At 49.3% G+C, this 13,229-nt stretch carries 12 protein-coding genes, 1 other RNA gene and 2 pseudogenes; 6 read left to right on the forward strand and 9 right to left on the reverse strand.

The window, feature by feature from the left end; all coding sequences use genetic code 11:
- The first annotated feature begins 16 nt into the window (after nucleotides 1-16).
- Nucleotides 17-371: a transfer-messenger RNA gene (ssrA, locus tag HR45_RS19175) on the forward strand.
- A gap of 128 nt (nucleotides 372-499) precedes the next feature.
- On the opposite strand, the gene HR45_RS06390 is transcribed toward ssrA, so the two are convergent.
- The 3 genes from HR45_RS06390 to HR45_RS06400 form a co-directional block, all read right to left on the reverse strand.
- Complete coding sequence (locus tag HR45_RS06390) at nucleotides 500-1,624, reverse strand: HNH endonuclease (RefSeq protein ID WP_037440939.1); 1,125 nt, start codon at nucleotides 1,622-1,624, stop codon at nucleotides 500-502.
- Between the two features lie 13 nt (nucleotides 1,625-1,637).
- Nucleotides 1,638-2,261: a class I SAM-dependent methyltransferase gene (locus HR45_RS06395; RefSeq protein ID WP_037441422.1), complete on the reverse strand. Its 624-nt coding sequence runs from the start codon at nucleotides 2,259-2,261 to the stop codon at nucleotides 1,638-1,640.
- A 75-nt stretch (nucleotides 2,262-2,336) separates the two neighbouring features.
- Nucleotides 2,337-3,461, reverse strand: coding sequence for a DUF4124 domain-containing protein (locus tag HR45_RS06400; RefSeq protein WP_037440943.1), 1,125 nt, complete (start codon nucleotides 3,459-3,461; stop codon nucleotides 2,337-2,339).
- Nucleotides 3,462-3,910: 449 nt separating this feature from the next.
- On the opposite strand from HR45_RS06400, the gene HR45_RS06405 reads away from it, so the two are divergent.
- The 5 genes from HR45_RS06405 to HR45_RS06425 are packed head-to-tail and all read left to right on the forward strand — an operon-like array spanning nucleotide 3,911 to nucleotide 9,549.
- A complete protein-coding gene (locus HR45_RS06405; RefSeq protein ID WP_037440945.1) occupies nucleotides 3,911-6,154 on the forward strand; it encodes an FUSC family protein in 2,244 nt (747 codons plus the stop codon).
- A 20-nt stretch (nucleotides 6,155-6,174) separates the two neighbouring features.
- Entirely contained in the window at nucleotides 6,175-6,822 is a 648-nt protein-coding gene (locus HR45_RS19000; RefSeq protein WP_052074555.1) for a TetR/AcrR family transcriptional regulator, read from the forward strand.
- Nucleotides 6,823-6,851: 29 nt separating this feature from the next.
- Nucleotides 6,852-8,450, forward strand: coding sequence for an efflux transporter outer membrane subunit (locus HR45_RS06415; protein WP_052074556.1), 1,599 nt, complete (start codon nucleotides 6,852-6,854; stop codon nucleotides 8,448-8,450).
- A gap of 2 nt (nucleotides 8,451-8,452) precedes the next feature.
- Nucleotides 8,453-8,653 (forward strand): DUF1656 domain-containing protein, encoded by a 201-nt coding sequence (locus HR45_RS06420; protein WP_037440948.1) that lies wholly within the window; start codon nucleotides 8,453-8,455, stop codon nucleotides 8,651-8,653.
- 8 nt (nucleotides 8,654-8,661) lie between these two features.
- On the forward strand, nucleotides 8,662-9,549 hold the full coding sequence (locus HR45_RS06425) for an efflux RND transporter periplasmic adaptor subunit (RefSeq protein WP_052074557.1): 888 nt from the start codon (nucleotides 8,662-8,664) through the stop codon (nucleotides 9,547-9,549).
- Between the two features lie 106 nt (nucleotides 9,550-9,655).
- Here the strand turns inward: HR45_RS06425 and HR45_RS19790 are convergent.
- The 6 genes and pseudogenes from HR45_RS19790 to HR45_RS06450 all read right to left on the reverse strand — a co-directional run.
- A pseudogene (locus HR45_RS19790) lies at nucleotides 9,656-9,805 on the reverse strand (DapH/DapD/GlmU-related protein); the annotation flags it as partial.
- Between the two features lie 75 nt (nucleotides 9,806-9,880).
- Nucleotides 9,881-10,210: pseudogene (locus tag HR45_RS19795) on the reverse strand (LbetaH domain-containing protein); the annotation flags it as partial.
- A 67-nt stretch (nucleotides 10,211-10,277) separates the two neighbouring features.
- Nucleotides 10,278-10,748, reverse strand: a complete 471-nt coding sequence (locus HR45_RS06435; protein ID WP_206537884.1) for a cyclophilin-like fold protein — start codon at nucleotides 10,746-10,748, stop codon at nucleotides 10,278-10,280.
- Between the two features lie 124 nt (nucleotides 10,749-10,872).
- Nucleotides 10,873-11,295 carry a flagellar FliJ family protein gene (locus HR45_RS06440; protein WP_037440955.1) on the reverse strand — a complete coding sequence of 141 codons (423 nt, stop codon included), beginning with the start codon at nucleotides 11,293-11,295 and terminating at the stop codon, nucleotides 10,873-10,875.
- Nucleotides 11,279-12,610 carry a FliI/YscN family ATPase gene (locus tag HR45_RS06445; protein ID WP_037440958.1) on the reverse strand — a complete coding sequence of 444 codons (1,332 nt, stop codon included), beginning with the start codon at nucleotides 12,608-12,610 and terminating at the stop codon, nucleotides 11,279-11,281. The genes HR45_RS06440 and HR45_RS06445 overlap by 17 nt, the downstream gene beginning before the upstream one ends.
- Nucleotides 12,600-13,229, reverse strand: a complete 630-nt coding sequence (locus HR45_RS06450; RefSeq protein WP_037440961.1) for a FliH/SctL family protein — start codon at nucleotides 13,227-13,229, stop codon at nucleotides 12,600-12,602. The genes HR45_RS06445 and HR45_RS06450 overlap by 11 nt, the downstream gene beginning before the upstream one ends.

Genomic DNA, 13,229 nt, shown 5'->3' on the forward strand with positions numbered 1-13,229 from the left:
AATTGAGAACAATTTCGGGGGCGATTCTGGATTCGACGGGATTCGCGAAACTCCGGGAGCATGCCGAGGGGCGGTTGGCCTCGTAAAAAGCCGCACAGTTATAGTTGCAAACGACGATAACTACGCTCTAGCAGCTTAATGCCGCTAGCCATCTACCACACGTCTCGCACATGGGCAGTGGATCAGATGGTCACCCTACATCGTGCTAGCGAGGGAACCTTGTTCGGGGGTGAACCGCGAAGCAGTACCGGACTCACCGTTTGAAATCCTGTCTTTCGGAGTTCAACCGGTTAAACAAAAGAGAGACTAAGCATGTAGCGCCTTGAGCGTAGGTTTTTCGGACGCGGGTTCAAGTCCCGCCGCCTCCACCACACACCTAAAGGACTGATTTCGTTAAGATTTCAGTCCTTTTTCTTTATAGGGAACTGACACTTTTGTGCTACAGCAGTGTGCTACATGACTTTGCACGCAATTATCAAAATACGGAATGGTTCTGGCCTTACCCCAAAAACACATCATCGCGATGGTACGCCATAAACTCAGTGTTAAAACCGAGGTGTCTCAACTTCATCTGTGGGGTAATGCCCAAAACTTCGGGTTGTTCTAATTGCGAAGACACAATAATGTGGCCGCTATTTTCAAACGTAATAAGTCCTTTATCAAAAGCCTTGTCCAAGTTAGCCACCAGAAGTAAACCATTGCGCGGATCAAGTCTTTCACTGTTATTCGCTCTATTCCAAGGCTTGATGTGGCTGGCAATCAATAGGGCTGGCATTTGGTAATTAGTAACAGCGCAACCATGCCAGTGACTTATCAATTGCTGCCGAAACTTGCCCTGCCCCATACGCGCACTTACAAGTGTTGAACGTTCCGTTGGATTCAACGAATCATCTTGCAGTATTTCCTCAACATCGTGAGTCACTTCTATCTGGCTCAAATCAGCTAAAAACTCGGCAAAAGATTTCAATGCGCAGCTGTACATAGCATTGCCTCGTTTATCCTTTTCTTTAAACTCTGAGAGTTCTAGCAGTGGTGTTACAACACGCTGATATTGATAGAGTGATGGAATTTCATTTAATGGCTGTACGGTTAATCCAGCTTCTTGCGCCATCGTGGTAAGAGTACCTTTGACGGCCCCGAGGTAACTTTTTATTGTCCGTTCACTTTTGCCGAGTGATTTATACCAGCGAATATATAACTCATTTAATTGAGTCAGGTTTTGCGACAAGGCTAGTCGAAGATCAACACGCTGGAATGGCGATTTAAAAGCACAAAATAACGCCTCATCAAGTGATACATGGGAAATTTTTTCTCGGCTGTAACGGTTAATACTCGACAGTTCATAGCCTTTGTTGGGGTGAAGATGCCAAAAGCCTTCCGAACCAAGGTGAAAGAATGGGTTTTCAGGGGTATCTTTATCGCTAACGGCTTTGAGTCTTTGAAAATAATCACTAAAGCGACTCTTGAGCAATGCATTGAGTTCAATTTTGTTTTCAGTGATCAGTCCATCTTCAACTAGCGACATAACCGCCAGCAACATACAGACTTTATGCGGCTTGTTATGACCGTTAGCCCGCATTGTGTTGAGTTGCTGAAATTTATCGAGATAGCGCTCAAATGACATTAACCAGAAGTCCCTAATCCTTGGTAAGCACTATAGTCTGCCAACGCACATCATTTCGTCCAAGTTGATCTGTAACTAATTGTGATTGGAGAAGAAGTTTTAAATTGAGTGCTGCTGACAGCGTGAGTAAGGCATCGACATCTACCGGATAACTCACACGCCCATCGGTAAACACGCCATGGCGTAAAGTCATAACCAGTAATCCGCCGGGGATTAGCAGCTCGCTCAAATTCGTTAAAGACTGATATTGTTCAATGGGTGAAAGATGCATCAACACAGCAGAAAGTAACACCAAGTCATAGCGTTGGTTGAGCGCCTTTACGGAGGCTAATGCGGGTAAAGAATCTGCATACCAACTAATAGGATGATAAGACGCGGTAGAGTCGACCTGAGATATTGTTGCAGATTCGCATGCTAACTGACGCAAATTATCTGAAGGCTCCACAGCAATAACCTGCCAACCTTTTTCAGCCAAAAATTTTGCATCTCGTCCAGAGCCAGCCCCCACATCTAAAGCGACACCGCGATCGCGCTTATTTAGCTCCGCTAACCAAAATGCATGCACCTGCTCGGACGTAACGGATTCGTATTGTTCAAAAAAGACAGATGCGCGTTGCTGGTAAATATCTGTACTCATTTCATTCCCTTCTTTGCCATGCATCCACTCTATCGTATAAACAATGTCGCTATATATATCATTAAATACAGTCAGTTAACTTATCACAATCGCTTTAGTGTTAAACTTCAACCAGAGACGCCAATCCTGCTCAAGTCTGTGAATGCCACCGGGATAACTGGAGTTCAAGGTCTGAACAACATCTATTGGCTGACAGCGGAAATGCACAATCGTCGCCAACAGATCTTTAAGCGCGGTATTTGCAGTCGGTTGTGACATCAGGAAATAGATTAACGCATGGCTATGTTGATAGAACATCGCTTGATTCTGGCTCCATTCAAGGTCGCTAGCGTCGAACAACCTCTTAAGTGACATTGGTGCTCTACGAACCAAAGCCCAATCAACAGGATGAATGCTCACGTTAAATCCATCCATGTCGATGTTTTCGAAATATTCCGCCAATCCTTCATTAAACCAACGTGGTGTGGTACCAAACTGAGCCGCATTCATCACATGGACAGATTCATGTATTGCAGTTGAAAAGCCCTGCTCCACTGAGCGGTACCACACAAATGCCAAGTTATCTCGATGACTATAAAAACCTTGCGACGGAGACGTTATCGCATGGTAGCGGCGATAGAAGCCATCGTAGGAAGTTTTACTTGTCGTTAAACTGACATTTACTCTCACTGGCAGCAGAGCTTCAGCAGGCAACAAGCTACGATAAACCTCATCGATTTGCCGCAATGATGCTGCAAGTCGATCTTTAAAAAAGGGTTGGATGCCACTCGATAACGCTTTGATGCTTAAATCAAAATTGTAATGCGGCGACTGATACTGCGTTATTTTCGCAGATGAGCTCTGGGGTTTATCAGCAAAATGAACGGTACCGTTCTCATCAATCCACTGATAGATACGCGCAGAAGTTTGCGGCCTTACAGCATTCGCTTTGCTGGAGCAAAGGCCAGTGTGATATTCGATTTGTTGATTGTTAGCGCTTTGGGGCAATGGCTGTATGTCTACCTGAGTAGCGCGTTTGACCGTCGTTGAGCAAGTCGTCCATTGGTTTTGATAGCACAAGTAGTTAAGCCTAACATTCAATTGCGCTAGGTATTGCGTTATTGGACTTTGAATCCAACGGCTATCGATTTTCCACGCCACAAAACTTAATCCAATACAGCATACGAAAAACAGTAACCACCGCCATAAACGACGTTCCATGTTATCAATCCTTCAATCATCCTAGATAAATGCTACGGCAATGCTGTTCATCGATATCAGCATCTGCACGGTCAAGCTAACTGCTTCGCCAATATTACCGCCTGATTATTATTTGAACCATATTGCTTGGCACAATCGTTTTATCCAGTCACCTTTGCTTGGGCGACTCTCCAACGTGGTATTTAGTTAACGTTGGCAACGATGAAGCTATCAATATTCCTAAGCAACTGCTCAAAGGGTTGCCATATTCCAAAATAATAAATTAGCAATTTTACTTGATCTTCAACCCCAAAAGGATTTAAATCATCACCCGTTGACTTAAATTGGCGATATTACTCGCCAGCTCGTTACCAACATCCCTTAGCTCAAATTTAAACCACATGAAATATTCTTTTCTCACAGCTGTTAGCAGTTGTGGGTGAACTATTTTTTGATTTTAAAGAAGTGATATGTCCACCTTTTCAGAAAGTTACTTAAGCGCTCAGCCACACAAGCAAGCCATCAAAGCCTGGCTGGCAACCCAAGGCGCAAGCTGGATATATGTCGCAAAAGTGGTACTCGCCATCACTATTTCTTATTGGTTAGCAATGTTTCTGCAGCTGCCAAGCACTCGTTCTGCGGCGCTCACCGCACTGATTGTCATGCAGCCGCAAACGGGCCAAGTGCTGACCAAAAGTGTGGCGCGGATTATCGGCACCATCTTTGGCCTCGCGGTCAGCCTGATATTGGTAGCGCTGTTCCATCAGCATCCGGTCATGTTTGTGCTGGGAACCGTTGTCTGGTGCATGTTCTGTATCGCGGGTGCGGTGCGTTATCGCGATATGCGCAGCTATGCATTTTTGTTGGCGGGATACACTGTCGGCATGATTGGCATTCCCGCCGCGATGGACCCACATATCGCAGTTTCGGTATCGATTGGCCGCGCGCTGTCGGTGATTTTGGGAATTTTATGCGGCGGTATCATTACCGCGTTGGTGGTGCCGAACACCACCGAGGCAGCTTATAAATCCCTATTAGCGCAGAGGCTCAGTAACTTTTGTCAGCACTCTCTGGATTTATTCAGACATAGCACGACTGCGCAGGCCTACCAAGTCGCACGGTTGAAATTTGCCTCACAAGCTGTGATGACTGAGTCGGTGAGACAGGCGGCGTGTATTGAAGATCCGCACATGCATGCGATGCGCAATCAGTTGATCCGTTTGACTCACACCTTTATGGCGCTAGGCACTCGCTTGCATGCATTGTCGCGAGTGTTCTTTTCACTGCCAGCAAAACCCGAGCACTATCGTTTAGTTAGCCAAGCACTGGAAAAGATTAATCTGCCGTTAGTCGAACTGCTTGATGAGTTGGTGGCTGACAGCATGTCGAGTGCCCGCGCCGCACGTTATCTTCGCCGTATGGACATTATCTGTATGTCCGCCAAGTTATCGATTCGCGAGCAACGAACCCAGTTGGTTGAGCATGCCGAATATCAAGCGTTAGCAGCGGCTGAGCAGCAACAGCTATTTGAATTTTATGAAACCAGTGTTGAGTTGCTATTTAGGTTTACCGACCGCTTAAGCATCTATCTTGCGGAATATGCCGCCCTGACGGATAACGATAATGTCGACCTGCGCGACGTTGCTGCGCCTAAATGGTCGTGGCAATCATCGGTCAATTCACTGCATGCGATTTCCTGTGGGGTGCGCGCAGGTATCGTAATTTTTATTGCTTATGGCATGTGGTATCTCAGTGGCTGGCAGAGCGGCACCATGTTTTTTCAAACTGCTATTATCGGTCTGATGCTTAGCGCTACCTCGCCGGCGCCACATAAAATGATGGTGGGCCTCGCCCAAGGTGCCGGCTTAGGCTATGTGATTGGTTTTGTTATCACCTTTTTGTTGTTGCCAAAAGTGGATGGTTTTCCGCTGATGATGGCCTGTGTTTCGCCGATTTTTATCATCGGCACCTGGCTAACGTTAAATCCCAAATATGCCGGTGTGGGCATGGGCGCAATGATTAACTTCTGCTTTGTGGCCTCACCTGCAAATCCGGCAGACTTCACGCCCGAGCCCTTCGTCAATATGGCCCTATCCGGCTTTATGGGAATGGCAATTGCGGCGGTAATTCTAAGCCTGCTATTTCCGCCTTCCGGCCGTTGGTTATCGCGAGCACTCATCCATGACTTACGCATGCTAGTGCCACTTGCCAGTCATGACAAACTGCGCGATCTCAGCGCCAAGGTGGATAGTCGCTGTCGCGATCTGTTGCATCAAACCTATGGTTTCACCATGGGGCAATCCGCCGTACAGGGCCACTTACTTGAGTGGTACACCAGTGTCTCTTCTGTCAGTCATGCGCTGATCGAGCTACGACAACTGTTGGCGCATCTCGACACGGTTGCACCTCACCCCGATGCTGCCGAGCGCCGCTGGCGTAAGTCTTTACTTACGTTGAAAAAGGCATTGGAGCAGCTCTATCTAACCCCCGATGCACGCCGTTATCTGCATGCTCTCAATATTGCTGAGCATGTAATACAGATGACCCGCCGCCAATTGGAGCCTGAGAGTGCACTGTTTGAAGAATCGCCAAAACGACAAATGATGAGTTATTTACACTTTATTCATGCTGCATTAGTTGACCGCTTAGGCCCGTTTAATGCCTACAATAGTGAATTAATTACCACAACCAAGCCGCAGCTTGCGGCGGCATGATGTAAGACAGAGAGCCAATAATGACAACTACAACCACGCCAGCACGTCGCCGCGGCCGTCGTCAACGTAACGAAATTTCTGGCCGCGAGGCACTGCTTAGCTCCGCGATAACGGAATTCGCCAAGCATGGCTACGAAGCTGCCAGTTTACGTGCCATCGCCAGTGGCGCTGACGTTGATGTCGCGCTGTGTGCCCGTTTGTTTGGCAACAAGGCCAAACTTTGGCAAGCGGTGCTAGATACCGTCGCCGATGAATTTGAACAGCAACATCGCGCTACTTTTGAGGCAATTGATAACTTAGCCGATAACCAGCCTTATCAAGCCATGTACCGTTTTATTGAATTTCACACTCGCTTTACCGCTGAAAATCCCGAGTTATCTGCCTTTTTATTGCAGGAAGCGACCATGTCGGCTGAACGCACCAAGATCATTCAACAGCAGATCATTCAGCCGATGCAGCAACCAATGCTGAAGGTGGTTGCTAAGGCAAAAGCGGCAGGCGTGATTGATTATCACGAGCCAGAACTGTTTCTGCGCATGCTCGTCGCCGCCATTGTATTTCCACTGATGGTGCCAGAAGTCTCGCCAAGCAAGCGACCTGAAAGCCTTCAACAAAGAGTTATTACCGAAGTCAGCCGCATCTATTTAAATGCGCCACAACCAGAATAGATTTTTCACTTCATCACTTAGAGGAGCATATGAGTCATTATTTATTGGGCGTAACCACAAGGCGCAAGCGCTATGGCGGAGTTGTCGCCAGTATGCTGTTACCCTTGTTATGTAGTTGCGCTTCCTCTGATGGCATTGCGCCAACGGCGCACATGGCCAGCATTCCAACAATGAGCAAGACGGCCGATAACACCACCATCAATCCCCCGATGATTACTGAGCAGTGGTGGACCGCATTTCATGATGCGCAATTAAATCAGCTCATTAATCAAATGACTCAGCTCAGTCCAACGCTGCAACAGGCGCTGGACCGTATTCATATTGCTCAAGCCAGTGTTGGAGCGGTCGCCAGTGAAGGCCAAGCGCATCTCAATGCCAAAGGTGGTTTAAGCGTCGAACACTGGCCTAAAGATACTCACTACGGGGCGGGCTTAAATGGTGATACCACTTGGAACAACACCGCCGGCATAGCCTTTGACTACGATATCGATCTGTTTAACAAACAAGACGACCGCGATCAGCGAGCCTTAGCGCAACTGTCGTTAAGTGGCATTTCTGCGCAAGCAGCACAACTGCAACTGACCGCCAATATTGTCCGCAGCTATATCAATTTAGCGCTGGCATACGACCAACGCGACGTACAACGCCAACGCTTAGCGCAGCAGCAAGAGATCATTGAGCTGACTCAACAACAGTTTGATTACGGTTTAGGTTCGCGCTACGACTTGCAGCAGGCACAAGCACAACTACCAGTCATAAAAAGTGTTATTCGTGGCATTGATGAGCAAATTGCACTCGCCAAAAACCAACTGTTGACCTTAGTTGGCTTACCGCTGCAAGCCGCGGGAGAGCTCAAACGGCCGACACTGACACTGGCAACCACGCTGGAGCTGCCCACCGAACTGCCCTTGTCTCTGGTAGGCAACCGCCCGGATATCAACGCCAGTCGCTGGCAGATTGTCGCGGCCGCACGCGGCATCGATTTAGCCAAAGCGGATTTTTATCCCAACATCAACTTGCTGGCAGGTTTCAGTCAAGTGATGACCGTAGGCGGTTTGGCGGAAATTTTTAACGCGCAAAATCGCAGCTACTCTGCTGGTCCTGCGATTTCATTGCCCATTTTTGATGGTGGCGCGCGCCGTGCGCAACTCGGTATTGCCAGCGCCAGTTACGACGAGTTAGTGCATCAATACAACGCCACCCTGCAACAAGCACTACGCGAAGTATCTGACGTGCTGATCCAACAACGCGCAGCCAAAGACCAAGCAGGCTTTGCAGATGAAGCAGTTGCGCGCGCAACCCAAGTCTACCAAACGGCTGAAACCGCGTTTAAACAGGGCTTTAGAGATTATTTACACGTTCTGGATGCACAAACTCGCTTGCTAGAACAACAACTGGTGAAAGCCAGTGTGCACGCTCGGTTGCTGATAGTGGAAGCCGACTTAGCCATTGCCCTTGGCGGCGGAGTAGCGTTTCACGCACCACATGCTGAGCAATTGCTACCAAGCCGCGTTGAGCTAAAAGCTGAACCAGAGGCTAACGCCGTGCCACTAAGCTCTGCTGTCGCCAGTACACTATCGACGACCAATGCCGGTACTGGATACCATCAAACACATGAGAGGAACTAAGCATGCTCCGCGAAATCGCCTTTCATAGTTTTTACCTGCCCACCATCACAGTGATGTTTGCGCTGGGCTATTTTCTCACGCTCGCGCTTAACCACATTCTGATGGTCACCGGTGCTTACCGTCACATCTGGCACCCTACCCTGTTTCGAATTGCTCTCTACATCGCGATTAGCTGCGCGTTGTCGCTAACTATTTATCATTGAGGCTAAACATGACATTGAAGAAGTTTTACAGCATTTTCTTTACCTTGCTGATTGTGGTCATAGCCCTGTGCTTTGTACGCGCGCTGTGGTTGCACTATATGAATGACCCATGGACACGTGACGCCCGTGTGCGCGCCAACGTGATTAACATCGCGCCCGATGTCGCTGGCCTCGTTGATAAGGTGCTGGTGCAAGACAACCAACTGGTGAAAAAAGGCCAAGTGTTGTTTGAAGTCGACACCGCGCGCTATCAGTTAGCGATGCAACGTGCCGTGAATAACGTGATTGCCCGTAAAACCGATGTCGACTTGCGTAACGAAGAAGCGGACCGCCGTCGTAGCGCCAACGACTTAGTGGTATCCCGCGAAAACCGCAACCAAGCCAATAGCGCAGCGAAAGTAGCCGAGGCCGAATACCAACGCGCGCTCAGTGAATTAGCGGCTGCAAAATTGGATCTGCAACGCACCAAAATCCGCGCGACCGCCGATGGTTACATCACCAACCTGAACCTGCATAAAGGTGACTACATCCAAGTCGGTCAACCAGCAATGGCATTGATTGATAAAGATTCTTTCTGGGTTTATGGCTACTTTGAAGAAACCAAATTGCCGCTGGTGAAAGAAGGCGAAAAAGCGGAAATCACCCTGATGAGCGGTGAGCGGATGCAAGGCCATGTGAGCAGCATTGCCCGCGGGATTTACGACAGCGATAACCCAGATTCACAAGACTTAATCGCCAACGTGCGACCAACCTTTGACTGGGTGCGCTTGGCGCGGCGTATTCCAGTGCATATCAGCTTAGACAGCATGCCAGCCAATCAGATTCTGGCAATGGGTACCACCTGCACTGTGGTGCTGCAGACCGAGCATCCACGTCAATGGTGGAATATTTTCTAGCGGCCACTTACGGTGAATATGAAAAAGGCCAGTGAGCATCAGCGCTACTGGCCTTTTTTATGGTGATATTCTGTAAACCAGCTCGCTAGTCTTCGAGCTCAATGGTCTTAATAAACTTGGCTGGTACGCCACCAACGATGGTATTAGGTGCCACATCTTTGGTGACCACAGCGCCAGCCGCGACCACCGCACCGTCACCAATGGTCACGCCCGCCAACACAGTAGCATTGGAACCAATCCACACATTATTGCCAATGGTGATAGTCGCTGGAATGGTTGAGCCACGTTTACGGGGATCGATATCGTGGTTTAACGTCGCCAGCACCACGTTGTGACCAATTAGCGCGCCATCGCCAATATCGATGCCACCTTGATCCTGAAAGCTGCAGCCGCTGTTGATGAACACGCCTTTGCCCACGGTGATATTTTGGCCGCAATCAGAGTAAAACGGCGGAAACATGGCAAATGACTCATCCACCGGTTTATTGATGAGCTTGGCAAATAACGCCCGAACCTCTTCGGCAGTGTGATAGCTGTTGTTCAGCTCGGCGGTAATTTGCAGCGCCCGCTGCGACAGCTCATACATTTTTTGGTGCAGCTGAGAGCCACCTTCAACGCGGCCACCGCTGCGCATGTAATCTAAGTAAGTTTGGGTATCCATACGGTTCCTTACCGCTTAATTTGATTCTGGTGCAATTATGGTTGCGCTTTGTGTTGAGAGAGCAAGATTATTCGGCTAACGACAAAGTCACCGACAGTTGCTGGCCCGTCAAAATTCGCTTCATCTCCGCGGCAGATACATTGTTCACCCGTGCCAAGCGAGTCAAACTCCAACTGTTGTGGTCGTAATAAATCACAAAGGCTTTGCCGAGATACAGAATGATATCGCCCGCTTCGGTGTCCATCTGCTCATCGTTACGTGGCAGAGTAAAACCTAAATCACCCACCTTTTCCATACCGCCGTAATCACGCATATCGATTGTCACTGGCCCTTGTTGCAACTTTTGTTGCAGCGCCGCCGCAGAAGAGTTGTCGGCAAAATCGGCGGTAAGTGTATGCTCACCTACTTGAATAACTAACATGGAAGATGTCCTTGTTTTGACTACAGACGACTGCGCCGCCAGCAAAGAAAAACTGCAACAGCAGAGGATAACCAGCCATTGTCCCCAGCGCAGACGATTGAAGATATTCGACCACATGTGCCACGATTCCTTGTGTTGAAGTCTTTGAACGATAAGGGCGCTAGTGTACCGCAGCCAGCTGGCACCAAGTCAATACGAATGGGGCGTAGAAGTATTTAAGGTAGGAAGCAAAATTGAGTTGCTAAAGCTGATCAACCGAGTGGCGAAAGCGCAACGTGACCAATTCATCGAGCTGACGTTGTTCTTTTTTAGCGCGCAACTTTTGCTCAGCGAGTTGGCGTTGGCGCAGTAACTTTTCCAGTCCGAGATTAAAGCCAGCTTGTTTGTTACAGGCGAGCTGTTGCCGTCTGGCATCAACGGAGACTTCGGTGATCCTTTGTTGCTGCTGTTGATAAAGTCCCTGCATCTGATGCTTCATTTGCGCCATATTTTGCAGTAAAAGAGCACTGCTGCCAGTGTCGACTGCTAACGAATCGATATGGTCGGTGAGTTGTGCCAGACGTGTTTGCTCAAGTTGCTGCTGCTGTTGCAATTGCCGCCGCTGCTGTTGCATCTGCTCCAGCTTACGCTGCTGTAACTCCATATACTTAGCGAGCGACTTCATTGATGAGCTCCATTAATTGCTGTTGACTCTGCTGATAGCTCACCTGTTCATAAAGTCCCTGACACAGGAAGGCTTCCATTTTGGGATAGAGTTTCACTGCCAAGTCGAGTTCAGGATCTTCCCCCTCCTGATAAGCGCCCAGCGGGATCAGCTCCTGTACTTCGAGATAACGGCTGTAGAGTTTTTTCAGCCGATAACAGGCTTGCAGCTGTTTATCATCCACAATCTGCGGCATGACCCGGCTAATGGATGCACCAATATCGATAGCGGGATAGTGACCTTTTTCAGCCAACGCACGCACTAACACTATATGACCATCGAGAATGGCACGGGCGCTATCCACAATCGGATCCTGAGCGTCATCACCTTCCGCGAGTACGGTGTAAATCGCCGTCATAGTGCCGCGACTATGCGCGCTGTTACCTGAGCTTTCCACCAAGGAGGTTAACTTAGTAAATACCGACGGCGGATAACCTTTGGTCGCGGGCGGTTCCCCCAGAGACAGGCCAATTTCCCGTTGTGCTTGGGCGTAACGCGTCAGGCTATCCATCAGCAACAATACGTTCTTACCTTGATCGCGAAAATAGCTGGCGAGCTGGTGACTCAGCTCTGCAGAACGCATCCGCAGTAGCGGTGAATGATCAGCCGGTGCGGCGACCACAATCGCCTTTTTCAGCCCCTGTTCGCCAAGTGCATTCTCAATAAAATCGCGCACTTCCCAGCCACGTTCGCCAACCAACCCAACAATCACCACATCGGCGGCGGTGTAGCGTGTCAGCATGCCAAGCAGTTTACTTTTGCCGACACCAGAGCCAGCAAACAATCCCAACCTCTGCCCTTTACCGACGGTAAACAGGCCATTGAGCGCGCGAATGCCGACATCGAGCGGCTGCTCAACACCACGGCGTTGCATGGGACCAAGATGGGCTTGCTGTAAAATTTGGGTTGGCGCTTGCAGCGGCCCTAGATCATCAAGTGGCCGCATCAAACCATCAACCACCCGTCCCATCAGACACTCACCCACAGGCACCGCCGCGGAGTTATCAATTTGGCGCACGCGCGCACCGGCATAGAGCCCAGAGACTGCAGCCAACGGCATGAGAAAGGCTTTGTCTTCATCAAAGCCGATCACCTCGGCATCAAACCATTGCCCGCGGCCTTCGACCTGACAACGCTGCCCTAGCGACAAACGGCCACCACTCACGGTCAGCGTTAAGCCATTAATGCGTAACAAGCGGCCGTAGCTTTGATAAGCCTGCGGCACTTTGAGCTGGGCACTGACGGCGGCCAGTCGTTGCATCAAATCAGTTTGCATTGGCACTCAGCACAGGTTTAATTTGCGCTAATACTTCGTCTAAACGCTGTCGAAATGACAGCTGATGCAGCTGATGAGCGCCATCAAATTGCACCTGACCTTTTGGCAGGCTGTCATCCACGCGCACGGCCACACCATCTATTTGACTAATGTTCTGCGTTTGTAACCACTCACCATCAGCGACCGATACCTGAATGGCACTAATAAGGTCTCGTCCTTTCAAGCTTTCCAATACCTGCTGAATCGCGGCCAAATAGCGCTCAGGTTGCAGCTGCAATTCCGTATCAATCACCAACTGCGCGACGCCTTCTAACGAGCAAAACAGCTGCTCTGATAACGCCTGTTGCTGCAAAGATAACTGCTGCCTTAACCCCTGCACCAGTTGGTCAAGCTGCTGCTGATATTGCTGCGCCAATTCAGCCACCCGTAATGCGGTTTGCTGCTGGCATTGCGCTTCCATCTCGGCAGTTAACTGTTGCCTCGCGGCTTGTTGTCCCAGCTTCTCACCTTCAGCACGGCCTTTTGCCTGACCACGTTCAAACGCAAGCTGTAAGCGTTGCTCAGTTGTCAGTTGCAGTTCTTGACGATCGAGTGTCGGAAACGGTGATTGGCTGCTCAT

The sequence above is a fragment of the Shewanella mangrovi genome, from assembly GCF_000753795.1.
Classification (GTDB): Bacteria; Pseudomonadota; Gammaproteobacteria; order Enterobacterales; family Shewanellaceae; genus Shewanella; species Shewanella mangrovi.

Coding starts and splice junctions, on each gene's coding strand:
- HR45_RS06435 (WP_206537884.1), bottom strand. CDS start 10,748: ATGTGGTCGAATATCTTCAATCGTCTGCGCTGGGGACAATGGCTGGTT.
- HR45_RS19000 (WP_052074555.1), top strand. CDS start 6,175: ATGACAACTACAACCACGCCAGCACGTCGCCGCGGCCGTCGTCAACGT.
- HR45_RS06400 (WP_037440943.1), bottom strand. CDS start 3,461: ATGGAACGTCGTTTATGGCGGTGGTTACTGTTTTTCGTATGCTGTATT.
- HR45_RS06420 (WP_037440948.1), top strand. CDS start 8,453: ATGCTCCGCGAAATCGCCTTTCATAGTTTTTACCTGCCCACCATCACA.
- HR45_RS06395 (WP_037441422.1), bottom strand. CDS start 2,261: ATGAGTACAGATATTTACCAGCAACGCGCATCTGTCTTTTTTGAACAA.
- HR45_RS06415 (WP_052074556.1), top strand. CDS start 6,852: ATGAGTCATTATTTATTGGGCGTAACCACAAGGCGCAAGCGCTATGGC.
- HR45_RS06405 (WP_037440945.1), top strand. CDS start 3,911: ATGTCCACCTTTTCAGAAAGTTACTTAAGCGCTCAGCCACACAAGCAA.
- HR45_RS06425 (WP_052074557.1), top strand. CDS start 8,662: ATGACATTGAAGAAGTTTTACAGCATTTTCTTTACCTTGCTGATTGTG.
- HR45_RS06440 (WP_037440955.1), bottom strand. CDS start 11,295: ATGAAGTCGCTCGCTAAGTATATGGAGTTACAGCAGCGTAAGCTGGAG.
- HR45_RS06450 (WP_037440961.1), bottom strand. CDS start 13,229: ATGAGCAGCCAATCACCGTTTCCGACACTCGATCGTCAAGAACTGCAA.
- HR45_RS06445 (WP_037440958.1), bottom strand. CDS start 12,610: ATGCAAACTGATTTGATGCAACGACTGGCCGCCGTCAGTGCCCAGCTC.
- HR45_RS06390 (WP_037440939.1), bottom strand. CDS start 1,624: ATGTCATTTGAGCGCTATCTCGATAAATTTCAGCAACTCAACACAATG.